The sequence below is a fragment of the Fibrobacter sp. genome, from assembly GCF_045601785.1.
GTDB lineage: Bacteria > Fibrobacterota > Fibrobacteria > Fibrobacterales > Fibrobacteraceae > Fibrobacter.
This window is the reverse complement of the sequence record NZ_JAZSAF010000057.1, coordinates 85,081-110,290: the sequence shown is the minus strand read 5'-3', so window position 1 is coordinate 110,290 and position 25,210 is coordinate 85,081. Positions and strand designations below refer to the sequence as shown.

23 protein-coding genes are annotated in these 25,210 nt (G+C 52.4%); 9 read left to right on the top strand and 14 right to left on the bottom strand.

Features of this window, described 5'->3' with window-relative positions; genetic code table 11:
• The first annotated feature begins 31 nt into the window (after positions 1 to 31).
• From rho to ACKI61_RS09045, 3 genes are read left to right on the top strand one after another with little or no spacing between them, the layout of a single operon-like run.
• Entirely contained in the window at positions 32 to 1,942 is a 1,911-nt protein-coding gene (gene rho, locus ACKI61_RS09055; protein WP_407457411.1) for a transcription termination factor Rho, read from the top strand.
• 10 nt (positions 1,943 to 1,952) lie between these two features.
• On the top strand, positions 1,953 to 2,759 hold the full coding sequence (gene proC, locus ACKI61_RS09050) for a pyrroline-5-carboxylate reductase (protein ID WP_407457410.1): 807 nt from the start codon (positions 1,953 to 1,955) through the stop codon (positions 2,757 to 2,759).
• An 8-nt stretch (positions 2,760 to 2,767) separates the two neighbouring features.
• Positions 2,768 to 4,150 (top strand): sigma-54 interaction domain-containing protein, encoded by a 1,383-nt coding sequence (locus ACKI61_RS09045; protein ID WP_407457409.1) that lies wholly within the window; start codon positions 2,768 to 2,770, stop codon positions 4,148 to 4,150.
• Here ACKI61_RS09045 and ACKI61_RS09040 read toward each other — a convergent pair.
• From ACKI61_RS09040 to ACKI61_RS09030, 3 genes are read right to left on the bottom strand one after another with little or no spacing between them, the layout of a single operon-like run.
• The gene (locus tag ACKI61_RS09040; RefSeq protein ID WP_407457408.1) at positions 4,147 to 4,884 is read right to left on the bottom strand and encodes an ABC transporter ATP-binding protein; all 738 of its coding nucleotides are present in this window, start codon (positions 4,882 to 4,884) and stop codon (positions 4,147 to 4,149) included. The genes ACKI61_RS09045 and ACKI61_RS09040 overlap by 4 nt on opposite strands.
• Entirely contained in the window at positions 4,881 to 5,855 is a 975-nt protein-coding gene (locus tag ACKI61_RS09035; protein WP_407457407.1) for a FecCD family ABC transporter permease, read from the bottom strand. Before ACKI61_RS09035 ends, ACKI61_RS09040 begins: the two co-directional genes overlap by 4 nt.
• 24 nt (positions 5,856 to 5,879) lie before the next feature.
• Positions 5,880 to 6,824, bottom strand: coding sequence for a hypothetical protein (locus ACKI61_RS09030; protein WP_407457406.1), 945 nt, complete (start codon positions 6,822 to 6,824; stop codon positions 5,880 to 5,882).
• Between the two features lie 68 nt (positions 6,825 to 6,892).
• On the opposite strand from ACKI61_RS09030, the gene nspC reads away from it, so the two are divergent.
• Both nspC and tsaE read left to right on the top strand, forming a co-directional pair.
• Positions 6,893 to 8,044 (top strand): carboxynorspermidine decarboxylase, encoded by a 1,152-nt coding sequence (gene nspC, locus ACKI61_RS09025; RefSeq protein WP_407457405.1) that lies wholly within the window; start codon positions 6,893 to 6,895, stop codon positions 8,042 to 8,044.
• Between the two features lie 31 nt (positions 8,045 to 8,075).
• Entirely contained in the window at positions 8,076 to 8,486 is a 411-nt protein-coding gene (gene tsaE, locus ACKI61_RS09020) for a tRNA (adenosine(37)-N6)-threonylcarbamoyltransferase complex ATPase subunit type 1 TsaE (protein ID WP_407457404.1), read from the top strand.
• Positions 8,487 to 8,489: 3 nt separating this feature from the next.
• On the opposite strand, the gene mtgA is transcribed toward tsaE, so the two are convergent.
• Both mtgA and ACKI61_RS09010 read right to left on the bottom strand, forming a co-directional pair.
• Entirely contained in the window at positions 8,490 to 9,383 is an 894-nt protein-coding gene (gene mtgA / locus ACKI61_RS09015; RefSeq protein WP_407457403.1) for a monofunctional biosynthetic peptidoglycan transglycosylase, read from the bottom strand.
• Positions 9,383 to 10,501 (bottom strand): toprim domain-containing protein, encoded by a 1,119-nt coding sequence (locus ACKI61_RS09010; protein WP_407457402.1) that lies wholly within the window; start codon positions 10,499 to 10,501, stop codon positions 9,383 to 9,385. Before ACKI61_RS09010 ends, mtgA begins: the two co-directional genes overlap by 1 nt.
• A gap of 98 nt (positions 10,502 to 10,599) precedes the next feature.
• Here ACKI61_RS09010 and murB point away from each other — a divergent pair, with 98 nt between their 5' ends.
• Positions 10,600 to 11,508, top strand: coding sequence for a UDP-N-acetylmuramate dehydrogenase (gene murB / locus ACKI61_RS09005; RefSeq protein ID WP_407457401.1), 909 nt, complete (start codon positions 10,600 to 10,602; stop codon positions 11,506 to 11,508).
• 119 nt (positions 11,509 to 11,627) lie between these two features.
• Here murB and ACKI61_RS09000 read toward each other — a convergent pair whose 3' ends face one another.
• Positions 11,628 to 12,062, bottom strand: coding sequence for a VanZ family protein (locus ACKI61_RS09000; RefSeq protein WP_407457400.1), 435 nt, complete (start codon positions 12,060 to 12,062; stop codon positions 11,628 to 11,630).
• 100 nt (positions 12,063 to 12,162) lie between these two features.
• On the opposite strand from ACKI61_RS09000, the gene ACKI61_RS08995 reads away from it, so the two are divergent.
• Positions 12,163 to 13,356, top strand: a complete 1,194-nt coding sequence (locus ACKI61_RS08995) for a class I SAM-dependent rRNA methyltransferase (RefSeq protein WP_407457399.1) — start codon at positions 12,163 to 12,165, stop codon at positions 13,354 to 13,356.
• Between the two features lie 68 nt (positions 13,357 to 13,424).
• On the opposite strand, the gene ACKI61_RS08990 is transcribed toward ACKI61_RS08995, so the two are convergent.
• The gene (locus ACKI61_RS08990) at positions 13,425 to 14,969 is read right to left on the bottom strand and encodes a family 16 glycosylhydrolase (protein ID WP_407457398.1); all 1,545 of its coding nucleotides are present in this window, start codon (positions 14,967 to 14,969) and stop codon (positions 13,425 to 13,427) included.
• A 110-nt stretch (positions 14,970 to 15,079) separates the two neighbouring features.
• Positions 15,080 to 16,534 (bottom strand): tetratricopeptide repeat protein, encoded by a 1,455-nt coding sequence (locus ACKI61_RS08985; RefSeq protein ID WP_407457397.1) that lies wholly within the window; start codon positions 16,532 to 16,534, stop codon positions 15,080 to 15,082.
• 67 nt (positions 16,535 to 16,601) lie between these two features.
• On the opposite strand from ACKI61_RS08985, the gene ACKI61_RS08980 reads away from it, so the two are divergent.
• Positions 16,602 to 16,817, top strand: coding sequence for a hypothetical protein (locus ACKI61_RS08980; protein WP_407457396.1), 216 nt, complete (start codon positions 16,602 to 16,604; stop codon positions 16,815 to 16,817).
• Positions 16,818 to 16,889: 72 nt separating this feature from the next.
• On the opposite strand, the gene ACKI61_RS08975 is transcribed toward ACKI61_RS08980, so the two are convergent.
• From ACKI61_RS08975 to ACKI61_RS08950, 6 genes are all read right to left on the bottom strand, one after another.
• On the bottom strand, positions 16,890 to 19,679 hold the full coding sequence (locus ACKI61_RS08975) for a hypothetical protein (protein WP_407457395.1): 2,790 nt from the start codon (positions 19,677 to 19,679) through the stop codon (positions 16,890 to 16,892).
• Between the two features lie 128 nt (positions 19,680 to 19,807).
• Positions 19,808 to 19,930: a hypothetical protein gene (locus tag ACKI61_RS08970; protein ID WP_298768196.1), complete on the bottom strand. Its 123-nt coding sequence runs from the start codon at positions 19,928 to 19,930 to the stop codon at positions 19,808 to 19,810.
• Positions 19,931 to 20,011: 81 nt separating this feature from the next.
• Positions 20,012 to 20,419, bottom strand: a complete 408-nt coding sequence (locus ACKI61_RS08965; protein WP_407457394.1) for a hypothetical protein — start codon at positions 20,417 to 20,419, stop codon at positions 20,012 to 20,014.
• A gap of 47 nt (positions 20,420 to 20,466) precedes the next feature.
• On the bottom strand, positions 20,467 to 21,393 hold the full coding sequence (locus tag ACKI61_RS08960) for a hypothetical protein (protein WP_407457393.1): 927 nt from the start codon (positions 21,391 to 21,393) through the stop codon (positions 20,467 to 20,469).
• A gap of 3 nt (positions 21,394 to 21,396) precedes the next feature.
• Positions 21,397 to 21,834, bottom strand: coding sequence for a hypothetical protein (locus ACKI61_RS08955; protein WP_407457392.1), 438 nt, complete (start codon positions 21,832 to 21,834; stop codon positions 21,397 to 21,399).
• 54 nt (positions 21,835 to 21,888) lie between these two features.
• Positions 21,889 to 23,100: a class I SAM-dependent RNA methyltransferase gene (locus ACKI61_RS08950; RefSeq protein WP_407457391.1), complete on the bottom strand. Its 1,212-nt coding sequence runs from the start codon at positions 23,098 to 23,100 to the stop codon at positions 21,889 to 21,891.
• A gap of 123 nt (positions 23,101 to 23,223) precedes the next feature.
• Between ACKI61_RS08950 and ACKI61_RS08945 the strand changes: the two genes are divergently transcribed.
• Entirely contained in the window at positions 23,224 to 25,119 is a 1,896-nt protein-coding gene (locus tag ACKI61_RS08945; RefSeq protein ID WP_407457390.1) for a glycoside hydrolase family 9 protein, read from the top strand.
• Positions 25,120 to 25,210: the final 91 nt, after the last annotated feature.

Genomic DNA, 25,210 nt, shown 5'->3' with positions numbered 1-25,210 from the left:
TCCAACAAAAAAAACTTCTAAAGGCACACATTTGGCTGATCAAGAATCTACAGGCGTGGAAGTTCCGGCTGAACTGAATATCAACATTGACAAAAATTCTGAAGGCGAAGTTACAAAGCCTAAACGCGGAAGAGCTCCCAAGGCCACAAAAAGCGATAACGAATCCGAACCTAAGAAAACCAAAAAAACTCACAAGGCAAGCGATAGCGAACAGGGCGTTGCAGAACAAGCAGATTTTCCTCAGGCTCCCGTCGCCGAAAAACCGATAGAAGTGCAAACCGAGTCTGAGATTAGCGCACCGAAGGAAGACACAAGCATTGTAGCCGTACAAACGGAATCCAACACCGGAACCCAGGCAGAAGGCGAGGCCAACCAAGGCGACCAGGGAGCAAACCAGAATGCCGATGGACAGCAGCGTTTCCAAAACCAGCAGAACCGCCGATTCGACAAGTTTGGCAAGAACAACCGCCGTTTTGACAAAAACAACCGTCAGAACCAGAGATTCCAGCCTGAAGAAGAAGATACCACCCCGCTGCCGGAACCGGATTCCGAAGCCTGGAACAAGGCTCGCGAATGCTGGAGCAAGTACCGCAAGATGACTATGAGCGACTTACAAGAACTCGCCGCTCAAAAAGAAAACGTAGACTTCAGGCGCTACCGCAAGCAATCCTTGGGACTACTCCTGCAGAGCCTTGAAAACGAGAACAACATCATCTATGCAGAAGGTCTCCTGGAAGTCACGCCGCAAGGCCACGGGTTCCTTCGCAATACCGAATTCAACTACCAGCAGGGACCGGACGATGTTTACGTGAGCCAGAATTTGATTCGCAAGCTCGGCCTCAAAATTGGCGATACCGTTGCCGGTCTTGCCCGCCCGCCGCGCGACCAGAACGACAAGTACTACGCACTCCGCCGTGTAGACAAAGTAAATTTCGAAGATCCAGAAAAAATCAAGCGCCGAGTCGCCTTTGAATACCTCACTCCGATTCATCCTAACGAAAAAATCAAGCTCGAGTGGAACAAGGACGAGCTCACCACACGCGTCATGGATCTATTCGCCCCCATCGGAAAAGGACAGCGCAGTATCATTCTCGCACCTCCGCGCACCGGTAAAACGGTCCTTTTGCAGAACATGGTTCAAGCTATCGCCGCCAACCATCCAGAAGTCATTATCATGGTGCTCCTGATTGACGAACGTCCCGAAGAAGTGACCGAAATGCGATCCATCGTCGGAAAACTGGTCGAAAAAAATCCCGCACTCAAGGCAGAAGTAGTCGCCTCGACCTTCGATGAACCACCTGATCACCACGCCCGTGTCGCCACAATGGTACTCGAAAAGTCTAAGAGACTCGTCGAACAGCAGAAGGATGTCGTAGTGCTTCTCGATTCTATCACCCGCTTTGCCCGAGCAAACAACGTGGTCATTCCGCACTCCGGAAAGATCCTTTCGGGTGGCGTAGATGCAAATGCCATGCAATTCCCGAAAAAGTTCTTCGGTGCAGCCCGCAAAATTGCAGACAAGCTAGGACAACCGTTGAAAAAAGAAGACGGTTCCACAATCTACACCGCCACAGGGCAGCCCGCTTTTGAAATTCTCCAGAAAAACGGTTCCCTTACCATTATTGGCACAGCCCTTATCGAAACGGGTAGCCGCATGGACGAAGTGATCTTCGAAGAATTCAAGGGAACCGGCAACATGGAACTTGTCCTCGACCGCAGACTCGCCGAGAAGCGCACATGGCCCGCCATTGACGTATTCAAGTCGGGAACCCGAAAAGAGGAACTTCTGCAAACTATGCGAGAACGCGATGCAGTTTGGAACTTCCGCAAGAGTATGCAGAACGATACTGAAAACGGAATCATGGACAAACTAATCAAGTTCATGAACCAATATAAGACAAACAGCGAATTGCTGGAATTTTTAAGCAAGGCTAAAGCATAAGGAATTGAACATGTCAGAAAAAATCTTTTTCGCAGGTACAGGAAACATGGGCGGAGCCATTCTCCGCGGACTTTTGAAGGCCGGCACAGATGCATCCAGCATCTTCTTCTTCGACCCCTCCGACAAAGCCGCCGCAGAAGTTTCTGCGCTCGGTTGCGTTCGCGTGGCAAACTTTGCCGAGGGCATCAATAAGGCCGATGTGACTTTCCTTTGCGTGAAGCCGCAGATTTTCAAGCTAGTTTCTGCCGAGTGGAAGGCCGCCGCTGTCGCCGAGAAGTCCACCAAGACCTTCGTGAGCATCATGGCCGGTGTTACACGCAAGGCCCTCATCGAAGTCCTCGGCGAAAAGAACCAGATTCTACGCGTGATGCCGAACCTGCCGCTGACCGTTGGCAAGGGTTCCGTGGGTCTCGCTACCGACGGCGTCACTGAAGAAACGCTCGCCATCGCAGAAAAAATCTTTGGCAACATCGGCGTGACCTGCCGCGTTGCAGAATCCCTGATGGATGCCGTGACCGGACTTTCGGGCAGCGCTCCCGCCTACGTATTCGAATTCATCGAAGGTCTCACCCGCGGCGGCGTGAAGGCAGGTCTTACCCGCGATGTAGCACTCAAGCTCGCGCTTGGCACCATCGAAGGCAGCGTTGAACTGGTAAAGCAGTCCGGCAAGAGCCCCTCTGACCTCTGCGCCATGGTCTGCTCTCCTGCAGGCACCACCATCGCAGGCATCAATGCCCTTGAAGAAGGCGCCTTCCGCAGCACGCTCATCAAGGCCGTTGTTGCTGGCACCGACCGCAGCAAGGAACTGGGAAAGTAAGCCCCTAGATGTCCGCCATAGATTTTTTCACCAGAGAAGAAACAGACACATCCTCGTTTATCCTGGATGTGCTTTCTTCGGTGAATTACCAGGTGGACACCCACTATACCGCAGGCAACGAAAGCAACATCCTATCAGCAGCGGCTTCGGCAAGTTCCGCTTTGAACGTGGTATCACTTGCACCCATCATCATCTGGGACTTGGATTCCTTTACAAGCGGCAATGTCCGGCTGCTTTCAGAAATCCGCCAGCAATTTCCGAATTCGCTAATTCTAGTCTACGCGATTACCCCTGAGCAGTTCAGCGACATTCCAAACAAACTATACGACAGCATCCTCTCCGTGGAATCCCTCAAGGTCCACCTGATGACGCGAATCGCAAAGCTCAAGGAAATTCACAACGCAAGAAAAATTTTCCGCGAACGTATGAGCCACCTAGTCGGCAAAAGCCAAGCTATGCAGGAGCTCCGAAAGACCGTGGAACGCGCCATTCTCCATTCGGGACCGGTACTGATCCAGGGCGAGACAGGAGTCGGCAAGGAACTGATTGCACAGGCCATCGCCTGCATGTACGATAAGTTCATTACCGTGAACTGCAGCGCTATTCCAGACACACTTTTCGAGAGTGAGCTTTTTGGACACACTCGCGGCGCCTTCACCGGTGCGCAGACCGAACGAATAGGGCTTTTTGAAATGGCAGATGGCGGAGCCATCTTCTTAGATGAAATTGGCGACATGCCGCTGCATGCGCAGGTAAAACTTTTACGAGTCTTGCAGAACAAGGAAATTCGACCGCTCGGCGCAAACAAGACAAAGAACATTGACGTTCGCATCATCGCGGCAACAAACAGGAACCTGGAACAGGAAATTGCCGAAAAGCGATTCCGCGAAGATCTCTATTACCGTCTGAACGTCATTTCAATGGAAATTTCTCCGCTGCGCAAACGCAAGGAAGACATCGAGGATCTCGCCAACTACTTCATCCAAATTTACCAGAGCCCCGGTGAAAAGTACACCCTGTCCATAGACACTCTGCGCAAGCTGCAGGAATACGATTGGCCAGGCAACATCCGTGAACTGGAAAACGTAATCCAGCGAGCCCTTTGCTTTACCAACTCCGGAACCTTGCGTCCCGAAGACATTCAGATCGGCGCAGGCAGGTCCATTTCTGATGTGGTCAATGCACCAAACCCCATCAAAAAAGAAGGCGGCACAGAATTGAGCTACGACGCGTTCCGCCAGATGCAGCAGAACCAGGAGCGAGAGTTCCTGATCGAGACCATCCGCAGCTGCAACGGCTCTGTCCGCGTGGCAGCGCAAAAGCTCGGTCTATTCCGCACGGCACTTTACAACCGCCTAAGCCATCTAGGCGTCAACATCAAAGACATCTAGGGATTCGTCCAATCCAGCAGACCTTCGTCGCGAGCACATTGGGCTTTTGCAACACGCATTTGCCCATTTGCAATTACCATAATCCGGTCACAATACTTTTCGGCATATTCCACAGAATGCGTCGATACGATGACTCCCATCTGCATCTTCTTCGCTAGGTTTCTAAGCATTTCAAAGAGCCTTCTGCTACGGGGAATATCCAAGAATGCATTCGGCTCATCAAGCAGTAGCACCTTGACCTGCTGCGCGATTGCCTCGGCAAGGTACACCCGACTGCGTTCACCATCGCTGAGTTCCGTCATCCAACGGTCTGTAAACGAGACGAGATCCAAAAGGGCTATTGACTCGTCGATAATCCGCTCGTCTTCTGCCGAACGGCCATCGAAAAGCCCTGCATAAGGCATACGTCCCAACGAAACATAGTCGCGGACCTTCATGCGGTCACAGACAACAGCCCCCATGCGCGTCAGCGAGACAAGCTTGGCGCGTTCCCTCACTGGAATTTCTTCTAACCCACGCCCCTCAAGGACGATGCGTCCCGAAACAGCTTCAACCAGGCCGCAAATCGTTTTCAAGAAGGTGCTTTTGCCGCAACCGTTTTCGCCAAGCAGAGCAACCACCTCCCCTGCAGAAAGTTCAAAATCGAAGGGCATGACAAGCCCTGCCGCAGCCTTCTTCAAAGAGTCGTAGCCAAAGACAAGCTTTTCACAGTTAAGCACAATGGCCTGGTTCATCGGCGACCTCCTCCACGGACTATCACCCACAAAACAACAGGAACGCCAACCAAGCTAAGGACCGCGTTCAACGGCACTGTCGAAAATTGACATGATGCAAGACAAAGGACGACTCCGCACAAGGACGATGCGGGGAGCAGGACCCTGTGGTTACTCGTCTTAAAAAGCATAAAAGCCAAGTGGGGAACCGCAATTCCAACAAATGCCACAGGACCGCAGAACGCGGTCGAAGCCGCAGCCAGAAGCGATGCGCCCAAAAGCACCATTAGGCGGCCACGACGTACATTCACGCCAAGCCCCTTCGCAAAATCGTCGCCGAGCCTAGCCGCATTCAGATAGCGAATCGACAACAGCACCAGGGCGAGCCCCAACAGAACCGCAAGGACAAACACCCAGACCGAATCCAATGTCAGGCGGCCAAAGCTGCCCATGCCCCAGGACACGTATACACGCAGCGATTCGGCATCGCTTCCCACAATCATCAAGCTTATCAGGGCGTCAATAAAGTAGCCAACCAATAAGCCAACAATCAGGAGCACCGTCGAGTTTTCAAAGCGGGCCGCCACAAGCATCACTAGCGCAGTCACCGCCATGGCGCCAACCGCCGCAGCCGAAAGCACACCGAAATGTCCGAAGCTAAAACCTAGGAGCAGCGAAAGCGCAACACCAAGGCTAGCCCCACTACTGATTCCCAGCACAAAAGGGCCCGCCAGTGGATTTCTAAAAAGCGTCTGCAGCGAAAGACCCGCCACCGCAAGCGAAATTCCAGAGAGAACCGCCGCAACCAGTCGGGGAATACGAATCTCCCAAAGGATCTGTGACTGGACCGAAATGTAGGGAACACTCCGAAAAGAAAGGTCAGACCATGACAGCCCGACCGTGCCAGAAAAAATTGTCAGATAGGAAAGAAGTCCTACCAGGGAAAACAGGAGCACAAACCCTATCAGGATTCGAGTGTCGATGCGACGCACCGTTTTCCCCCTCACGAGAAAACCTTACTTTTTCTTCTTGTTCTTTTCTTGGGCCTGCTTCATTTCAGCAGTACCCTTCGCGTCGCGGATATAGACTTCTGCGGGAATGTTATCGAAGCCCTGCAAAGCATTGAGCCAGTTGTCGTTCAGGTCGCGGAATTCCAGCTTGTTCAGGTTGTAGAGCAGGGAATCCTTGACGATATCGAACGTAATGTAGTCCCAGCGGACCACCTGACGATCCTTGAACACTTCGCGGCTCACCAACGTGCGTTCGCTGTCGAAACGGTAACGCGCCTTGAAGGTGTATTCGCCGGTCATCTGGTAGCGACCAGAGTCGGAATAGGTGCGGGTAATGCCCACCAGCGTATCGTTCGCGCCGAAGCGGAGTTCTGCATCACGGAAAGCGTGGCCATGGGCGATAATGGGAGTGCGCCATGCGCCAAAGACCTGTTCCTTCATCTTCTTCTGGAGAACCGTATCGATATTCCAATGGTCGAAATTGCTCTTGTCATAGCGGGCACGCTGAACATACTTGCCCTGCTGGATCAACTTGCGGACGCTGTCCGTCTTGACCTGGGCTACGCTATCCACATTGCGGGCACCCGTGGCAGGAACCACATGGTTCATCGAATCGAGCTTGGCCTGAATCATTTCGTCCAAGGTGGCAGTAGCACCACGCGGAGTCGCAACCACCTGCGATTCAACCTTCGCCAGGTTCGCTGGCTGGGCAACGGGCTTTGCGGCAGGGGTGGCTGCCGGAGCAGGCTTCGCAGCAGGAGCAGCCGCTTGAGCCGGGGCTGGTTTAGCCGCAGGAGCCGGAGCAGGGGCGGCGGTCTGAGCCGAAACGGCGGGAGCAGAATTAGCGGCAGCAGCGTTAGCGTTTGCGGGAGCCGTCTGGGCCAAAGGCATTCCTACGAAAGCCAAGGACAAAATCGAAAGAACAATATGCTTATACATGGATACACTCATCGCTGTAAATGTAGTTAAAGGATAGAAAAATGGTGGGTCGGGGGTCAAAAAAAGGTATCTTTGGGCACATGGAAAACAATTCTTTAGGCAAACCGCTCGATTATTCGCAGGTTCCCTCCCCCTGTTTTGTGCTTGACGAGACTAGACTCCGCCGCAACATGGAAATTTTGGATGATATCCAGAAGCGGGGGAACGTCAAAATCATTTGCGCCCTGAAGGGTTACAGTTTCTGGCGTAGTTTTCCGCTTATCAAGCAGTACCTTGCCGGAGCAACCGCTTCCAGTCTGAACGAGGCGAGACTCGCCAAAGAAGAAATGGGCAAGGAAGTCCATGTTTTCGCCCCCGTCTACGAGGACGACGAAATTGACCAGATTCTCGCCTGTGCGGGTCACATCACCTTTAACAGCTTTAGCCAGTGGCAGCGCTTTAGGGCAAAGACTTTGACCGCTGGAGTGAGCGCAGGAATCCGCGTGAACCCGCAGTTTTCCACGGTCGAAACCGACCTGTACAACCCGTGCGGCAAATTTTCGAGACTCGGCGTCACCGAAGCAGAATTCAAACCGGAACTCTTGGACGGCATCGAGGGGTTGCATTTCCATGCCCTCTGCGAGCAGGATGCCGACGCGCTGGAAGGAGTCCTCAACGCTTTCGAGCAGCACTTCGGCAAATACCTACCCCAAATGAAATGGGTGAACTTCGGTGGTGGCCACCACATCACCCGCAAGGACTACCACAGGGAAGAACTCGTTCGCATCCTGAACGAGTTCCATAGCCGCTACCCGCACCTGACCGTCATCATGGAACCAGGCGAAGCTGTCGGCTGGCAGACCGGCGAACTGGTCGCATCCGTCGGAGACTTGGTCCACAACGAAATGGACATTGCCATTCTGAACGTGTCCATCAGTGCACATATGCCCGACTGTCTCGAAATGCCGTACCGCCCCGAAGTGATCGGCGCCGGCATGCCGGGCGAAAAGAAGTTTACATACAAACTAGCAGGAAATTCCTGCCTTGCGGGCGACCAGCTTGGAGACTTTTCGTTCGATGTGCCGCTTAAAGTCGGCGACAAGATTATTTTCAAGGACATGATCCACTACACCATGGTGAAGACTACGTTCTTCAACGGGGTGCGTCACCCGAGCATCGGCAAGTTCGACGAGCAGGGCAAATTCCACATGCTCCACAAGTTCACCTACGAACAGTTCAAGGACAAGTTGTAGATTAGACGAAAGATTTCGCAGGAAACAAGAAGTGAAATTCAATAGCGAAGAAGAAACCTACAATTGGGCAGTTGAATTTGGACGCACCCTAAAGCCAGGCGACAAGGTCGCCTTGTTCGGGAACCTTGGTGCAGGAAAGACGGTCATCAGCCGCGGTGTCTGCAAGGGCCTCGGTTTCGAAGGGGCTGTCTGCTCCCCCACCTACACCATCTTGCATGAATACCCGAACGACCCGCCCATTTTCCACTTTGACCTTTACCGACTCGAAGGCGGCGCCGATCTCTACGAGGTTGGACTCGACCCAGATTATCTTGAAAAGGGAATCAGTCTGATTGAATGGCCCGAACGTATCGAAGACAACGATCCCGGCATCACGCACAAGATTGAAATCAATATTCTCTCGGAAACCGAGAGGGAAATTGTCTTAAGCGCCCTGCAGTAGCCCCTATTTTACGCTACTTGAATCCTTGGGGGGAGGCGCCATCAGCTGGCGTAGAGAATCCACAAGTACACTATCTTTCTTAGGGAACATGTTCTGGTAAATCACGGCGCGACGCTTCGCCATGAACTGACTTTCGCGCATGTTCGGGTGATGTTTTCCGGGGCTTGCAAGCATTGCCGCCAGGTTGATAGCCTGGTCCACGCTCAACTTGGAACAGCTCTTCTTGTAGTAAGTGAGACACGCTTCCTGGCAACCAAAGATATCTTTTCCCCACTGGGCATAGTTCAGGTAAAGTTCCAGAATGCGGTCCTTGCCGAGTTCATGTTCCATCAGAAGCGCGTAGGCAAGTTCCTTGAACTTGCGGTTGAACGAGCGTTCTCCGCTCAGGAACAAATTCTTCGCAAGTTGCTGTGTGATCGTAGAGCCGCCGAACTTGGTCTTCCCCGCCACCTGGTTTGCATCGAGAGCTTCGGCAATGGCACGGACGTCAAAGCCTGGATGGAAATAGAAACCGGCATCTTCGCTTGCAATAACCGCCTTGCGCAAGTAGGGGCTAATGGAATCAAGCGGAACATAGGTGTGCTTAATCTGCATGTTCGGACTGGAATCCCGTAGGGCTTCCATGTACTTGCTCATTTCTGGTTGCGAATCCTTGAGTTGCGTCACACCATCATAGATGTCGTAACCATAGATAAAGGCGCGATACAGGGCATACGAAGCCGCCACCGAGAACACCGCCGAATAGATAATCAGAATCAACAAGGCTTGGCGAATGACAAAATTGATTGTCCGGTACAGCCACTTGATAATGAATCCAGTCACCTTCGCAAAGGTGGTATTCGTGAACCACTTAAAAAAATCCCTGACCTTACCTAAAAACAACTTCACCTTATCCATTACTTCCTTCCTCCGAACCAGTCATTAATGTCTTCGCCTTCTTTCATCGCAGTCGGCAGGTTTTCCATACCTTCACCCAAAATTACATTATGAATGCCCGCTTGCGTAAACAGCTTGCCGATATATTCCATGCCAGAGCGACCCGCTTCATCGTGATCCAGACAAAGTACCACATTCTTGTTCTTGAACAAATTCAGCCATTCCACCTTAAAGCTTCGCACGCCGGGAATGCCCACCGCATTGATCTTTTGTCCTAAAAATGTGAGCGTGTCGACCACCCCCTCGCAAAGGTACACCCACCCTGACTTCTGATCGAGCGCCGATAAGTTGTACGGAAACGGCACCGTCCCACGCAAATTGAGTTCCTTCGGGACAACCGTATTATCGATAGCCCTGGCCTGGAAATAGAAGGCCCTTCGTTGCGTATCGAGATATGGAAAAATCAGGGGATGCTTGTAATAGCGCAGGTGGCCCTTGTCATTGAACAGTCCCACGAACTTGAGCACTTCTTCACCAAAATCCGCCTTAAGACTGTTATTTACCGCTTCGTAATTTTTGATAGTGCGCAAAAGCATCTTGTCCCAGACGGGTTTGTAGATGCGACGACGCGTGAGCCACTTCGCCGCAGGAGTGTCATCGACAGGGGAAAGTCGCTTCAAAAAAGACAAGACAATCTTCTTCCGTTCGTCGTCGCTCACAAGCGGTTCCTCTTCGGGGACTGGCGGCGGAGCGATGTCTATAACCGGTGCTTCGACTCGAGAACGGGACGGAACAAATGAGCTGGAGGAACGCTGCGCAAACCGCGTCATTTCCTTACGGGCAGAGGGCGGCACCAGGAACGGATACTGTTCCATCAGCCAGTTCAAGGCTTCCGTAAAGCTACAGCCCTTTGCGATCTGAACTAGAGAAATCACGTCGCCGCGGACATCGTCGCAAACCCAGCATCGAAACGTTCCGCGCTCTTCGGAGATAGACACCGACGGGGTCTGGTCCCCATGGGCATGACGCTGTGGAAAGAAACACCGGAACCGGCCACGCTCAACAGTTCGGCCTAGGTTTTGGGCGACAGCCGTAATCGAAATCGCCGCCTTGAATTGTTTCAGTTCCTCGTTTGTCATGACGGGAATAATAGTAAATAGAAAGTAAGAAGTAGACTGTAGGAAGTAGGAAGTGGAATGTGAGAAGCGGGAAGAAACTAATAACTATATTTTCAGTCATGCAAATTCACGAAAACGAATTGATGAGCAAGCACTCCTCTTTTAAGGTAGGTGGTTCTGCACGCTATTTCGCTAAAACAGAATGCATGAACGACCTCAAGGTGGCGTTGGACTTCGCCCAAGAAAGGGGACTTCCCCACTTTATTTTAGGTAACGGAACCAACCTTCTCGTTTCGGACAAGGGGTACGACGGAGTGATCATCACTCTTGCGGGAGATTTTTCGGGAACAGAGGATTCCGGGAACGGAATATTCAAGGTCGGAGCAGCCGTTTCACTCGGCAGGTTTGCACGGATTGCGATGAAACTTGGTTTTGCAGGCATCCATAAACTCGCCGGAATTCCCGGAACCCTAGGCGGCGCGATTTACATGAATGCGGGCGCCTACGGACAGGAAATCGGAACCTGTTGCACCGCAGTAACCGTTCTTGAAAGCGACGGAAACGCGCGCGAATATGCCGCTAGCGAATGCGAATTCGGGTATAGGCAAAGTATCTTCCAAAAATTAGGCGAAACAATTGTCTCCGCCACATTCCAGCTGCCCGCCGCAAGTACAGAAGGCAAGACTGTCGCCGACCTCGAAGCGGAACTTGCCGAATGCATGGCGAAGCGCAAGGCAAGCCAGCCCCTGAACATGCCGAATGCGGGTTCTACCTTCAAACGACTCACCGCCGGCGCCAAAGACACGCCCACACAAATCGCTCCAGGCTACTACATCGAGCAGGCCGGACTCAAGGGTTACCGCATCGGTGGCGCCGAAGTCAGCACCGTGCACGCAAACTTCATCGTGAACGCAGGTGGCGCCACGGCAAACGACATTAAGCAATTAAGCGAACTTGTACAGCAAAAAGTCGCTGAGAAATTCGGCATCGAACTCAAGAGAGAGATAATTCTATTAGGAGAATTTTAGAACTAATGTGGAGTGCGATACAATGAGAGATGTGGAATGAACGACCTCATTACTCACCTCACATTTCACATCCCTAACCACTAATCACTATCAACTTCCTACTGTCTACCGTCTACTGTCTACTTCGTACTGTCTACTTCTAACTTTTTTTCCGGCACGGGGTCGTAGCGATTCAAGATTCGCGTAACAATGGCGTAAACAACACCGCCCGTGAGGCCACCGGTTAAGTCTGCCACCAAGTCAAGCGCGCTGCTGTCGCGGCCTTCGACAAAGCTCTGGTGGTATTCGTCGGTGCAACCGTAAGCGAGAGCAAGTACGCCCACAATCAGCACGCGCAGCCACTGGCGTTTGGACCATTCGTTACGAGTCCAGAGCATGGCGTAGCAGCCGGCGAGTGTTGCGTATTCGCAGAAATGGGCAAGCTTATCCCAAACATGCGGAAAATCTTCAAGCTGTTCATTCGTCAGCGAAGAAATCTTAAAAATGATTGCCATGCAGAGTACGCAAGGCACGGCTCTAAAGAAGGGGTACTTGTCAAATAGCGATTCAAACATCTTAGGTATGAGGTCGCGCCTTTGGCGCTTTGAGGTATGGGCCCAAAGATAGAAAAAGAGAGCATCTTCAAAAGTCTACATTATTTCTAAATTTGAATCCATGAAAGCGATTACCTTGAAAGCCGGACGCGAAAAGTCCGCATTGCGTTACCACCCTTGGATTTTTAGCGGAGCCGTTGACGAAGTTATCGGCGACCCGGAACTTGGCGACACCGTTGAAGTTTACAGCTACAAGAGCGATTTTCTGGGTCTTGCGGCGTACTCGCCCAAGTCCCAGATCCGTGGGCGTTTTTGGACGTTCGGCGAAAAGGCTAACATTGACCGCGAATTCTTTAGCGACTTGCTTGACCGCGCCATAGCCGCCCGCAAGAGCCGCGGCTTTGACATCGATGACAAGACGAGCGCCTTCCGCCTCATCAACGCCGAGAACGACGGCATCCCGGGCTGCATCATCGACAAGTACGCCGACATCTATTCTGTCGAAATCTTGGCCGCCGGCGCCGAAATCCATCGCGAAACGATTTATGAACTGCTTGCCGAAAAGACGCATTGCCGTGGCATTTACGAACGCTGCGATTCCGATGTGCGCAAGAAAGAAGGCCTGCAGCTGCGCACCGGTTGCGTATATGGCGAAGTGAGCGACGAGCCCGTCATCATCAACGAAAACGGAATTCTCTTCCCCATCGACGTGAAGAACGGTCACAAAACAGGCTACTATTTGGACCAGCGCGACGCCCGCCGCCGCATTGGTGAACTTTCCAAGGGCAAGAAGGTCCTGAACTGCTTCTGCTATACCGGCGGTTTCGGACTTTACGCTCTCCGCGGCGGTTGCGAAAAAGTTTATCAGGTGGATGTTTCCAAGGACGCCCTCAAGCTCGCGAAGGAAGGTATCATGAGAAACAAGCTAAGCACCGCCCACGCCACACATGTGGAAGCCGACGTGTTCCAGTACCTGCGCAAGTGCCGCGACAAGGCCGAGACCTTCGACCTCATCGTGCTGGACCCGCCCAAGTTCGTGGAAAGCAAGGACAACCTGCAAAAAGGCGCCCGCGGCTACAAGGACATCAACTTGCTTGCCATGAAGCTCTTGGCCGAAGGCGGCATGCTCGCGACCTTCAGTTGTTCCGGGCTCATGGAGATGGACCTGTTCCAGAAGATTATCGCGGATGCCGCTGCCGATGCGAGACGGCGCGTTCAAATCATTGAACGCTTCGGCCAACCCGCCGACCATCCCGTGAATACGGCATTCCCCGAAGGGCAATACCTCAAGGGATTGCTCGTACAGGTTGTTTAACCATTCTCTTAAAATAGAAGATGCCCGACTTAGTCGGGCATGACAGCGGGCTCGCGAAAGTTGCTATCTTACTTCTTGAATCGCCGGATTTCCGTGCGGTTCTTATTTTGCACCACCACGTGGTACATTCCTGGAGCAAGCGACTCTACATTGAGAACCGCTGAATGTTCCGCACGTTTGCGCATGACTTCGCGGCCCTGCAAATCCAGAACACGAATCGTAGCCCCATTCTTAAAGGCACTCGCCAATTCTACAAACAACATATCATTTGCATAATGGACAGAAGTTCCGTACACACTAGCATAGTTGCCCAAATACGGAATCGCAGTCTTACCAGTGTCGGTTACGGACGTATCTTTCTTCGTCGTATCCTTCGCAGGAACAATGTCATCCTTGCCCACCAGGCGCCACATCTGGTTCCATTCCCAGTCATCGGCCCAGCTCTGCACCACGCGTTCGCCATCCGTAGTTGCACGCAAGTACAAGCTGCTGTGCTGCATCTTCATACGCACCACGGAGCCTTCGTAACCGGACTGACGCTCCATAACAACCTTCTGGTGTCCGCCGCCGTTCCACTTGTACAGGCCCATGGTAATACCCGCTTCGGTAGATTCATTCGGAGTATCAATGGACAAGTCACCGAAGCCAAACCGGTAAGTTGTTGAAGAAAGCGGAGTAATCGTGACGACGGCAGCATCGGAATTGCAGTCGCCGAGAGCAAGCTTGTCTTCTGCAGTTCTAACCATGCAAGTGCCAAAGTTCATCGAGAAAATGCGAACCGTATCGGGCTTCGCGGGCTTGGCCTGCCACACGCGCACCCAGTCAGCTTCGAAATACGCGGGCTTGTCCGCCGTGATAGCGATGTCATCGCCCGCCCAGCCGCCAATCGCCAAGTTCACGATGATGTACTGCGCCGAGAGTTGCTTGATTTCGGTCGGGCGATTGTAGCTCGCAAACCTCTTATCATCAAAGTAGAAGCTGAGAGTAGATTCGTCCCACTCCACACCATAATTGTGGAAACCTGCGGAACGATCCACGTCGTCATCCTTGTGGCCACCGAAAGAGGCTTCGTGGTCCCAAGCCGAACCATGACTGTTATACCAGCTGGGGTCGGTGTAATGCAAGTAGTAATGATGCTGCTTGCGCGAAGCAGGAATTTCCAAGATATCAATTTCAGGAGGCCAGCCGTCTTGCAGTGTCCAGAAAGCAGGCCACGTTCCCTTTTGCGAAGGCGCCTTGAAACGGCCTTCAATGTAACCGTACTTGACTTCGAAGTGACCCTTGGTATCAATAGCTCCACTCGTGTAGTCTACCGGAATTTCTTTGTTGTTAAACTTTGCCTTTTTCCCGTTGGCATTCGGGTGGACTTTCTTTTCACCCTTCAGCTTGAGCGTGCCGTCAGAGACAATGACGTTCTCTTCGGCACAGTAGGCGCGGTGGTTATGCGTCGGGCCCCAGTTGTACGTGGGGTTCCACTTTTTCTTGTCGAGGCTGGTGCCGTCGAAGTTATCTTCGAATACCTTTTCCCAGCCGCTAAAATTCGCCGGCGGGTCGGCGAACACAAAAGAGGCCGACAACGCCACAATGCTTGACACAACAAAAAGATTTTTCATATCCAACTCCAATCCTCACCCACAACACCAAAAAGCCGTAGGCATTATAAATATACCTACGGCTTCGCTTTTTTCAAAGTCAAAAGTTATTAACAAGCTGTCAAAAGGCCCTATCTAGTTCTTCTAGGTAGCTCCGAGGCGTGCTTTTCGAGCCACACGGCATCTTCAAGCGCGCGTTCGGCTTCGGCAGCCCAGTCGGAATCCGGGAACTGCTGCACGACTTCGCGGTAACGCACCACAGCGCTGTGGAAGTCGCGGAGTTCGCGGTAGGCGTTACCCAGCTGCAACATGGTGAAGTAGCGTTCTTCGGGCTGCTGTTCGGTCTCGAGCAGAGCCTTGTACATCTTGACAGCCGATTCAATGCTACCTGCGCTGTAGAGCAAGTTTGCGTTGGCAAGCGTCGGCGCACCCGACGGAGCATCGGCAATGTCAGCCACCTTCGGTTCTACAACCGGAGCTTCTTCCACAGCCTTTGCCGGAGCAGATTCGACCGTCTTCGATTCAGACTTCGTTTCAACCTTCGCCACTGTTTCGGTTGACGGAGTAGCGGCAGGCTGATTCTTACTTTCCTTTTCAGCTTTGATTTCTGCAATACGGGCTTCGGCAGCGGCACGGTACTTGGCATTCGGTGCCGCCTTCTTCATATACGCGGCAAGGAACTTGAGTTCCTGATCGGACTTGTTGGACTTTTGCGCAATCTTTGCCAAGAAAAAGTTCGCGTCGTTGCCTTCTTCCTTGTATTCAAGGCCCTTCTTCAAGTTGAATTCAGCCTTGTCCATTTCGCCGAGTTCATAACGGGTAAGGCCCGCATAGAAATACGCACCGGCATGTCCCGGCTGCTTACGCAGCACTTCGCGCCACAGGGGGGCAGCTTCCTTGAACTTGCCTTCGGCAAAGAGCGCCTTTCCCTTTTCAAACGGGTCGGTCGGAAGTGCTGTTTCCGTTTTTGCAGGTTCCACAGCCGTTTCAACCTTTGCGGGTTCTGCAGCCTTGATTTCGATCTTCGCCGGTTCCACCTTAGCAGACTCAGCAGGCTTTTCCATTTTGGCAGCTTCGACGGGTTTCGGTTCAGGTTTCGCAGCTTCAACCGGTTTTGCTTCTGGAGCGGTCTGCGCCTTCGGAGTTTCAGCTACAGGTGCAGCGGGGACCGGTTCTGCCTTCGGGGTTTCGGCAACTGCTGCAGGTGCTTCCGCCGGAGTCTCGGCAACAGGATTGTTTTTAGGATCCTTGGCACGTTCGGCATCTGCTTTCGCCTTTTGACCGAGAGCCTCATAAACCTTGGCAGCTCCTTCGTAGGCGGCGCTCATGGTCGGTTCAAACTTGTAGGCAAGGCGGAAGTTTGCAAGCGCCCCACTGTAATCCTTCATCTTCATGCGAACTTGGGCCGCAGCAAAATAAGCTTCGGCACTCTTCGGGTTCTCGGCAAGGATCGCACGGTATTCGCCAAGCGCCATCTCAAACTCACCTTTTGCCTCGAAACGGGCACCCTGTTCCATCCTGGGGTCGGCACTAACGGCCATTCCCACGAGACAAGCTAAAGCAATCGCAGAAATTCGGATATTCATGCCTCTAATTTAGCAAAATTATTTTTAGAATTCCCGCTAGGGCCTCAAGAAATACTACATTCAAGGCATGAGTAAACTGATCGCACGTATCTTTGTCGGAATTATCGTAGCCGCCATTCTGATGGCCATCAACGAATTTCTCGTTCCCGAAAGCCTCTACATGAACGACGCATTCAACCACTTCATGAGCGTCTGCTACTTCGCCTGCATCATTGTCCCATGCGTCATCTACTTTATCAAGACGCCCCCCGGAACAAACAACAAGGGCGAACGCGTCGGCTAGTCTCAAGGGATTGCAAAAAGGACTGTTTCACGACAGTCCTTTTAAATTTCATTACAATGTTCACTCTGTGAATTACTGCTTGCGGCAGCGCACCAGCGAGAGCACGCCGACTGCAACAAGAGCGATTACTGCAACGAGCGTCACCCAAACAGTCTTGTGGAACGGGTCGCTGCGGTATTCCATGCGGACTTCGGAGTTACCAGCCGGAATCTGCACGGCGCGCAAGGTTCCAAACGCCTTGTAGACTTTAGTTTCCTTGCCGTTCACGTAAGCCTTCCAATACGGGTGATAGTTGCCGGCGACGACCATGAAGCCTTCGCGGTCCGCATTCACGCTGAACACCTGCGTATCCATCTTGGGGCTTGCGACTAGTTTTGCAGACCCCTGGATCGGACCCTTGGCAGCCACGCTACCCTTGCCGTCGAATTCCGGAGTTTCAGACAAAATAACTTTTTCGCGGTAGAAGAACTTGCCCGGTTCATCGCCGAATTCTGGGGCAGCCGGTTTTGCCGGAGCCACAGCTACAGCGGAATCAGCGGTAGCGCTATCGGCGGCAGCGCTATCGGCGGTCGTAACGGCAGAGTCCGCAGCAGGTTCTGCCACCGATTCTGCAACTTTCTTTTCGCGGATTGCAGCCTGAGTCTGGAGCGTCTTGATGGCAGCGGAATCATCCATCACCACTGCTTCGCCGTAAAGGTAAGCCTCGCCCATCGCCGTCGGAATCGGCATGTAGGTCGTTCCCTGACGGCTATCAAAAATGATGGCGCCCACGTTCATCAAGTCAAGGAACGGGTGCACTGCCGTTGGGTCATTGATATTCATCAGGTAGTTTGCATCCTGCTGACCGCCGCGGAAAGCGCGGTAGCTCGCCAGTTCGTTATCGTGAATGCCGTCAGCATTACGCATGTGGTACTGCGAGAAAATGTTTCCGCTCAAGGCCTTGTTGCGGGAAAGCGAAAGCACGCGCGGCGTATTCAAGGAATCACTCTTGTACGGAGCCTTGATGGCGGCAACCACCGGATTAGTCGGCTGCAAGTATTCGTTTGCCGGAACATTCTGGATGAACGCTCCATCGATAAAGAAAAGTTCGATACCTGCGGCAAGCGCAAGAACGCCCGCCTTGTGGGCCACCGGAGCCTTCCACTTTGCCACAAAGAGCGTTACCGCGACAATCACCAGCACCAGCACAAAGCCAGGGACAGCCTTGCCGGCAGTCGCATTCATCACGATTTCGTTCAGCGGCTTAAAGTATGGAGCGGTAATCGGATCTTCCAAAAGTTTCTGGCCGCTCATGAGCATCACGCCGAGATAGGCAAAGCCGATAAAGATGCAAGCCTGCAGTGCACGCGGAGTTCCCGGAAGGCCCTTCTGGAAAGCCTCGGTCAAGTTTGCGATAGTAAGCTTTTTCTTCTGGTCATCAAGGCTCATTACGCCAAGGCAAAGGGCGGCATAAAGAATCATCACCACCAAGCCGACAGGACCAATAAAGGTTGTCCAGGCAAAACGGGCAATCAACGCAAGCACCAGGAGCACGCCGTACATGGCAGAACCATGCAACAAGGCGCGACGGTTATCTTCGGCTTCGGCGGCTTCTTCGGGAGTCTTGCTCTCGGCAGACAAAGCCTTAAGTACCGGGCCCGCCATCATCACCAACAAGAGCGGCAACCAGAACAGCGCCATGCCCGGAGCGCGGAAGTTCTTGACACCGGGGAGCACATTGTACCACAGCTTGAACAGCGGAGAATGGTCGCCCATGCCGTAGCTCAAGGCAACGACAGCGCCCAGGCCCCAAAATGCCGCATAGCGGCGCTTGCCCGGCAAGAACAGGCAAAGGAATCCGAGGAAGGTCAACAGCGCACCCGCATTGTTATGGTCCAGCTTGAACGCATTGTGGCCCCAGTAGAACGGCGAACCACCTTGCAACTTGCGGTATTCGTCCATCGAGAAACTCACGAAAGAGGAGCCTTCGAGGTCACCCGTCTTTTCGTTCTGTTCGTAAACGTCCACACCCACAAAGCCCGGCAACAGAATCTGCGCCATTTCTTCTTGGTGCAAGGACCAGCTGACGGCGTGGCCGTAATTGGTGTGGCTATCGTCACCGCGCACTGACTGCGTGGTCGTGTACATGTAAGGCGGCACAATCTGGAAGCAAGAAAGCGCAAGGCCAAAACCGAGGCCCACTGCAGCAAGGCCAAGGCGCTTGCCGCGAGTCTTCAGGGCATCGCAATGGAAGGCGACTTCGTAAAGCGTATAAAGGCCTGCCCCCCACAGGAACAAGTAAGTGAGCTGCAGGTGCGAACCCAAAATCATCCAGGCGACCGAGAGCGCAAGCACAATCATATAGGGAATGCTACCCGAGCGTACCACCTTGCGAATCGCAAGCAGCGTAAGAGGCGCAATGGCAAAGACCATCATCTTGCCGTCGTGGCCGCCGTAGAGGTAGGTGAAGAATTCCGGCGAGAACGCATAAAGCATGCCGAGGAGGCCCGCCCACCAGCGGTTCCCCGTCAGGTTCCAGGCGAGAGCCATGGCACTCATAAAGGCCACCCACAGCGTGAGGATAAACTTGAAGCCCACGGCGCGGGCCGGATCCATCAGGAACTGCACCCACACCAGCGGATGGTAAGCGTCGGCGAACAAGGCGTCGATGGTCGGAACGCCACCCAGGCGGGAATCGTCCCATTCCGTGAGCACAGCACTTTCGGCACGCAGAATGCGGCTACCGATACCGTTCAGCTGGTCGCTGTTGAGCATGAGCTGATTCGGGTCGAACGCAAAGTCGCGGAACACGATCAGCAAAATTCCAAGGAAAATGGCGGAAACCGCCACGAAAAATGCGGGCTTCTTGTTTAGAAAATTCATGTGGATAATGTAGAAAGACGAGAGACGAAAGACGAGTGACGAGAGATGATTTTAACGGAAAAAATCATTTATACGACAAAAGGCGGATGCTTCTTGCAACCGCTAAATTCTAAAAAGTGCGTATAGAACTACTCTTCTGACTTGTCTTCGAGCTTGTCGTCAGCAGAAGAATACTTGATAAGGCAATACACGCCGAAAGCCGAAATGATGCATGCGGCGGCAATGGCTACGTACTTGATGATCTTTCCCATAGGATTCTCCCGAATTAAGCTCTTTTTCCTTAAGATATACAATTTTTCTCAGAAAAGCAAGCGATTCAGAAAAAAAATCTGCTAGAGTTCGCCGTACTTCTGCTTCGGCTTGACTTCGCCCGGAAGCAGCTGGCCGGGGCTAGTTCGTTCCGCGTCCTTCCCTGTGAAATTCGGGTTGAACTTCTTCACCTGAGCCTGTTTCTGCTCCGCTTGGAGGTCAATCATGTGGCGTTCCCACTCCTGCATCGCCTGGTCCAGTTCGGCGCGGGCATTCAGCATCAGTTCCTTAAGTTGCATCAGTTCAAGCATTCGATCGCGCTTGATCATCCAAAGTTCTTCCTCTTCGGGCATCCGTTCGATGTTAAAGAGAAGGTTCAGGTAATCCTTCTCGGCATCGCTATAAGCCTTGTACATTTCCTTGTAGACCATATAGCGATCATCGACCATCGTCTGCTGCGGTGACGGATGCGACGCGCACCCCATAAACATTAGGGTGCTCAGGAAAAAAAGGGATAAGTAGGCAACCTTACGCATCTTTAATTTTCTTGACCCTCTGCATCAAGTTTCTTAACCGTATAAAGGCGTTCCAGCGTAATCTGGCTCTTGAAAGTAGCAGTATCCTTGGTATCGGGGTTCACCATCGTGTGCGTGCCGACCTTCACCTCGCGTTCCTGACAGGGGACGCCAGTCGTAGGATCAATCATCACTTCGAACTGGGTCTGGTATTCCGCTTTGAGCCCCTTGTTGTACTTCTTGAAACCCTCGGGAACAATGTTGCTGTTCACATGCTGCTCCCAGATGTAATAGGGGAAACTCTCCGTCTCCTGCAGGTAAACGACATAGTCCAGACAACGACGATGGTCGCGGTTTTCAAAGCCCTTCACCACCACGGAATCCACCTTAATCAAAGCAAAGTTCAGGCGTCCCTGATCCTTGAGCATCTGCGTGATGTTTCCCTTAGTCGGAACTTCTCCCAGAAGCATGTGGTCCATTTCCCAGCGGTGTTTTTCAAGGCGTTTCAAATGTGGTTTGTATTCGGGGTTCAAGAGCTGCTTGCGCCAGACTTCCGGCATAGGAATGCGTGTCAAAAGTGAATCGTAGCCCGCATCCAGCCCCTCCACATTTTTCACTTCGCGGTCGACCGCCGTCATATCAACGGACTTCACTCGCCAAGCAAGTTCTGACGGCATGTAGTTCTTAAGGTAACCCTGAGACTTGTCCATCACATATTCACGGTGAACCTTCAAGGTGTCTCCCACATTGGAATACAAAAGCGTCGCATAGGCAGCGGTTCTCGTTCCCACCTTTTCATCGCCCTTCAAGTCGATGGTCGAAAAATATCCTTCGGCATAGAGTTCCACCTGAACAGGTTCCGAGAGCTTGTACTGGACATTAATCTTGGATTCACCGCAACCGCCAAGGACAAGGGCAGCTGTGATAGCGCATAGGCATAGAGATTTCATAAATTACCGATTCTTAGTCAAAAGGATTTGTTTTGTGGCAAGAACCTTGCCGTCGCCCGAAACTTCGATAACGATGGAGCCCGGTTCTTTTTTGCGGGTCAGTTCACGCGCCGTCATCAGCCCTCCGCGGCGGGACTTGCCCTGAAGCGTATAGACACCCATCTTTTCGCTCACAGCTACTTCGTGCGTCCAAATTTCAGGGCCGCGGTTGGCCAAAGTTCCTTCAAAGAATGTCGTCTTCAGTTTCGCAAAGTCAAAATTCTGCCCATAGCGGAACTGAACAATAAACGGATCCTTCATTTCGAATTCGCTCGCCGTATCGGCAACCACCTCTAGGGCTGGATTCCATTCCCTGCCACATACGATAGCCGTCTTTTCTACATGGCAGCCCGAAAGCAGGCCCACCAGAGCTACTGAAAGCATCATTAACCACTTTTTCATACAAGCCTCCATCAAACTTTCTTTTAACAAACTAGAAATTTCAGGATTTTTCGGCTAGCGAGAAAGCACAAACAACATTTCTAAATGTGGTGTATGCGGATAAAAAGCGAAACCCTCCGCTTTTTTTAAGGTAAAACCCGTGTCGCGGAACCTCGTAAAATCGCGGGCGAGCGTCACCGGATCGCAAGAAACATAGATTATTCTGTTAACAGAACTTTTCACAATGGCTTCCAAGGCGCTTGGCGGAAGCCCTGTGCGCGGCGGATCCACAATCAAGGTGGCAGGACAATCCACCACATTCTTTGCGAGCCAGTCCTCCGCAGGCGCCGAGACATTCTCAACATTACCTCCACCCGAGAGATTCTCCTTGGCGTGTTTCAGGCAGCCGTCATCTCGCTCTACCGTGGTAATCCGCTTGAACCGATTGCGTAAAACCGTAGCAAAGAAGCCCACCCCGCTGAATAGGTCGATGAGCCATTCGTCACAGGCTTCGCCACTTGCAATTCCCTCGTCCACAGCGTTTTGTACCGACTGCACTAGAGCCGGCAACAGGGAAAGGTTACTCTGGAAGAATACCGACGCATCGGAGCAGATCTTAGAATCCACAATTTCCACGACACTTGAGGCATTCCTCTTGAATTCCGACGCAGGCATTCCCTTATAGTAGTAGCTGATTTCGCCCCTACCATTGTCGAATAGATTCACATCTAACTCAAACGACTTAGAATGATGTTTAAATTCATCAAAAATTTTTGTCGCGTTTTCGCTGAGGAACGCATTGAGGGCAGGCGTAAGCACCGGGCAGTTTTGAAACGGGATAACCCCGTTGCTTTTTTGCATGCGGAATCCGTACAAAACGTCACCACCCTTTTTCTTGTAGATGACGACTCGGGCACGGTTTCTATACCCCCAAGCAGGCCCCGTCCAAATCTTGAAATTTTCAGGAAGTTCCGCATGGGCAAGGCGCCTGAAATTTTCACGTTCGACTTTTTCCAAGTACAAAGCCTGCTTTTCACTTGACAAATGCTGCAGGCTGCAGCCACCACATTTGCCATATAGCGGGCAGCGGGGCTCTACGCGGTCTGGACTTTTTTCAATAATCTTTGCTATGCGGCCCCGAGCGAAATCCTTCTTGTCTTGCAATAATTCCACCCGGCACAACTCTCCAGGGAGCCCACCCCGCACAAAACAAACGCGGCCATCGGGCATACGCCCCATTCCCTCGCCACCCTGCACGAGTTTTTCGATATGCAAGTCAAGAATCATACCACAAATATAGATAACTGAAGAGGTAAAACCTTGGTTTCAACTGAAAACACTTTCTTTATCGAACCCCCTACCTACCACCCCATAAAAGGTTTAGATTTGGAATAAACAAAAGGATGTTTTATGGAAATCTCCAAGCTTTTTACATCGGTACTTACGCTTTCGGCTCTGGGCGCCTCGTCCATTTTTGCCGCAACCGCCTACCAGAACCAGGTAGGTTTCATCACCAAATCCCAGAAACAGATGGCCGTTGTCGGCGCCGAAGGCAAGGAAATCGTCTTCAAAACCTCTAGCGGCAACGAAGTTCTCAAAGTTACCGCTCCGGCTGCCGAAACATGGATTCCCGCAGGCGACACCGCAGCATCCTTGATCGATTTTTCGGAGATCCAAACCGAAGGCGTGTATCAGGCCTACATCGGCGACGAGCCAATCGGCCACCCCATCACCATCGCCGACAATGCTCTTGAAGAAGCGGCAAAGGCATCGCTCAAGTTCTTCTACTTCCAGCGCGCATCCATGGAACTTACCGAAGAATATGCGGGCGCCTACGCCCGTGCCGCAGGTCACCCGGACACCAGCGTCAAGTACCACGCATCTACCGGCAAGACCGATACCGATGCAACTTTTAACGGCTCCAAGGGCTGGTACGACGCCGGCGACTACGGCAAGTACATTGTCAACTCGGGCATTTCCACCTACACCTTGCTGCAGCTCTACCAGCACAACAAGGAATACTTCAAGACTCTCGACCTGAACATTCCCGAAAGCAAGAACGATGTTCCCGACATCCTCGACGAAATCCGCTGGAATCTCGAATGGATGCTCACTATGCAAGATGACGACGGAGGTGTATTCCACAAGCTCACCACCAAGCAGTTCGCAGGTTCTGTGATGCCCATAAAGGCAACCGCCCAGCGTTTCGCCATCGGTAAAGGCGTTGAAGCCACCTGGAACTTTGCAGCCGTCATGACCCTCGCTTCCGAAATTTACAAGCCCTACGACAAAGATTTTGCCGAAAAGTGCATTGAGAAAGCTCAAAAAGCTTATGTGTGGGCTTTGGCAAACCCCGGCGCCGTTTATAAGCAGCCGAGCGACGTGGGAACAGGTTCCTATACTGGAGCTCTCGCCTGGACGGGTAGGCTTTGGACTAGCGTCGAAATGTACCGCGTCAGTGGCGACACCGTCATGTTGAACGGCATAAAGGACATTCCCATCAACCAGAAGAAGGCTTCTCTCCAGAGCTGGCAGAACAGCTACATGTTGGGCATCTTCACCATCGCCACCAACCCCGACATCTTTAACGCCGAAATGGTTGACTCCGCCAAGGCTATCATTACCTCCATGGCCGATGGCTATGTCAAGTCGCTCACGAACAATGGTTATGGCGTGGCCCTTGCCAAGGGAGACTTCTACTGGGGTTCCAATGGTGTTGCATCCAATAAAGCCATGGTCCTTATGCACGCCTACATCCTTACCAAGGACGAAAAATACCTGAACGCAGCCCTGGGCATCGTGGACTATGTTTTGGGCAGGAACCCGCTCGACAAGTCCTACCTCACTGGCTTCGGCGTAAACCCCGTCATGAGCCCGCATCATCGCCCGAGCCAAGCCGATGGCATCGAAGCCCCCGTCCCCGGTATGATTGCAGGTGGCCCCAACGCCGACGCCACGGACTGTGCAAAGAAGTACAACAATAAGAACGCCGTAGCAACATCCTATTACGACAACTCCTGCAGCTACGCAACAAACGAAGTAGCCATCAACTGGAACGCCCCCTTCGCCTATGTCATCGGAAGCATCCAAGCCATTGCAAGCACAGGATCCGCTTACGATGTCAAGACCCCCACAGAAGCAACCTACAAGCTCACTTCGATCCCTGCTGCCAAGAACCGCATCCGTATGGCCCCACAGGCTGCCGGCAAGAAACTCGTCATCCGCGGACAGAAGGTCCAGATCGAAATCACCGACAGAAACGGCGTAAAGAGCTACGTCAATCTCGGTGGCCGACGCATCCGCTAAATTTCTCAAGATAATCCAAACAGAACACTCCCAATCCCTCCTGAAAATGCAGCTCCGTTGGAGCTGCATTTTTCTATTTCAGCAAGGAGAT

Excerpts from the sequence above, each read along its gene's own strand:
- proC (WP_407457410.1), top strand. The coding sequence starts at position 1,953 with ATGTCAGAAAAAATCTTTTTCGCAGGTACAGGAAACATGGGCGGAGCC.
- ACKI61_RS09045 (WP_407457409.1), top strand. The coding sequence starts at position 2,768 with ATGTCCGCCATAGATTTTTTCACCAGAGAAGAAACAGACACATCCTCG.
- ACKI61_RS09040 (WP_407457408.1), bottom strand. The coding sequence starts at position 4,884 with ATGAACCAGGCCATTGTGCTTAACTGTGAAAAGCTTGTCTTTGGCTAC.
- ACKI61_RS09030 (WP_407457406.1), bottom strand. The coding sequence starts at position 6,824 with ATGAGTGTATCCATGTATAAGCATATTGTTCTTTCGATTTTGTCCTTG.
- nspC (WP_407457405.1), top strand. The coding sequence starts at position 6,893 with ATGGAAAACAATTCTTTAGGCAAACCGCTCGATTATTCGCAGGTTCCC.
- mtgA (WP_407457403.1), bottom strand. The coding sequence starts at position 9,383 with ATGGATAAGGTGAAGTTGTTTTTAGGTAAGGTCAGGGATTTTTTTAAG.
- ACKI61_RS09010 (WP_407457402.1), bottom strand. The coding sequence starts at position 10,501 with ATGACAAACGAGGAACTGAAACAATTCAAGGCGGCGATTTCGATTACG.
- murB (WP_407457401.1), top strand. The coding sequence starts at position 10,600 with ATGCAAATTCACGAAAACGAATTGATGAGCAAGCACTCCTCTTTTAAG.
- ACKI61_RS09000 (WP_407457400.1), bottom strand. The coding sequence starts at position 12,062 with ATGTTTGAATCGCTATTTGACAAGTACCCCTTCTTTAGAGCCGTGCCT.
- ACKI61_RS08995 (WP_407457399.1), top strand. The coding sequence starts at position 12,163 with ATGAAAGCGATTACCTTGAAAGCCGGACGCGAAAAGTCCGCATTGCGT.
- ACKI61_RS08990 (WP_407457398.1), bottom strand. The coding sequence starts at position 14,969 with ATGAAAAATCTTTTTGTTGTGTCAAGCATTGTGGCGTTGTCGGCCTCT.
- ACKI61_RS08985 (WP_407457397.1), bottom strand. The coding sequence starts at position 16,534 with ATGAATATCCGAATTTCTGCGATTGCTTTAGCTTGTCTCGTGGGAATG.
- ACKI61_RS08980 (WP_407457396.1), top strand. The coding sequence starts at position 16,602 with ATGAGTAAACTGATCGCACGTATCTTTGTCGGAATTATCGTAGCCGCC.
- ACKI61_RS08975 (WP_407457395.1), bottom strand. The coding sequence starts at position 19,679 with ATGAATTTTCTAAACAAGAAGCCCGCATTTTTCGTGGCGGTTTCCGCC.
- ACKI61_RS08970 (WP_298768196.1), bottom strand. The coding sequence starts at position 19,930 with ATGGGAAAGATCATCAAGTACGTAGCCATTGCCGCCGCATGCATCATT.
- ACKI61_RS08965 (WP_407457394.1), bottom strand. The coding sequence starts at position 20,419 with ATGTTTATGGGGTGCGCGTCGCATCCGTCACCGCAGCAGACGATGGTC.
- ACKI61_RS08960 (WP_407457393.1), bottom strand. The coding sequence starts at position 21,393 with ATGAAATCTCTATGCCTATGCGCTATCACAGCTGCCCTTGTCCTTGGC.
- ACKI61_RS08955 (WP_407457392.1), bottom strand. The coding sequence starts at position 21,834 with ATGAAAAAGTGGTTAATGATGCTTTCAGTAGCTCTGGTGGGCCTGCTT.
- ACKI61_RS08950 (WP_407457391.1), bottom strand. The coding sequence starts at position 23,100 with ATGATTCTTGACTTGCATATCGAAAAACTCGTGCAGGGTGGCGAGGGA.
- ACKI61_RS08945 (WP_407457390.1), top strand. The coding sequence starts at position 23,224 with ATGGAAATCTCCAAGCTTTTTACATCGGTACTTACGCTTTCGGCTCTG.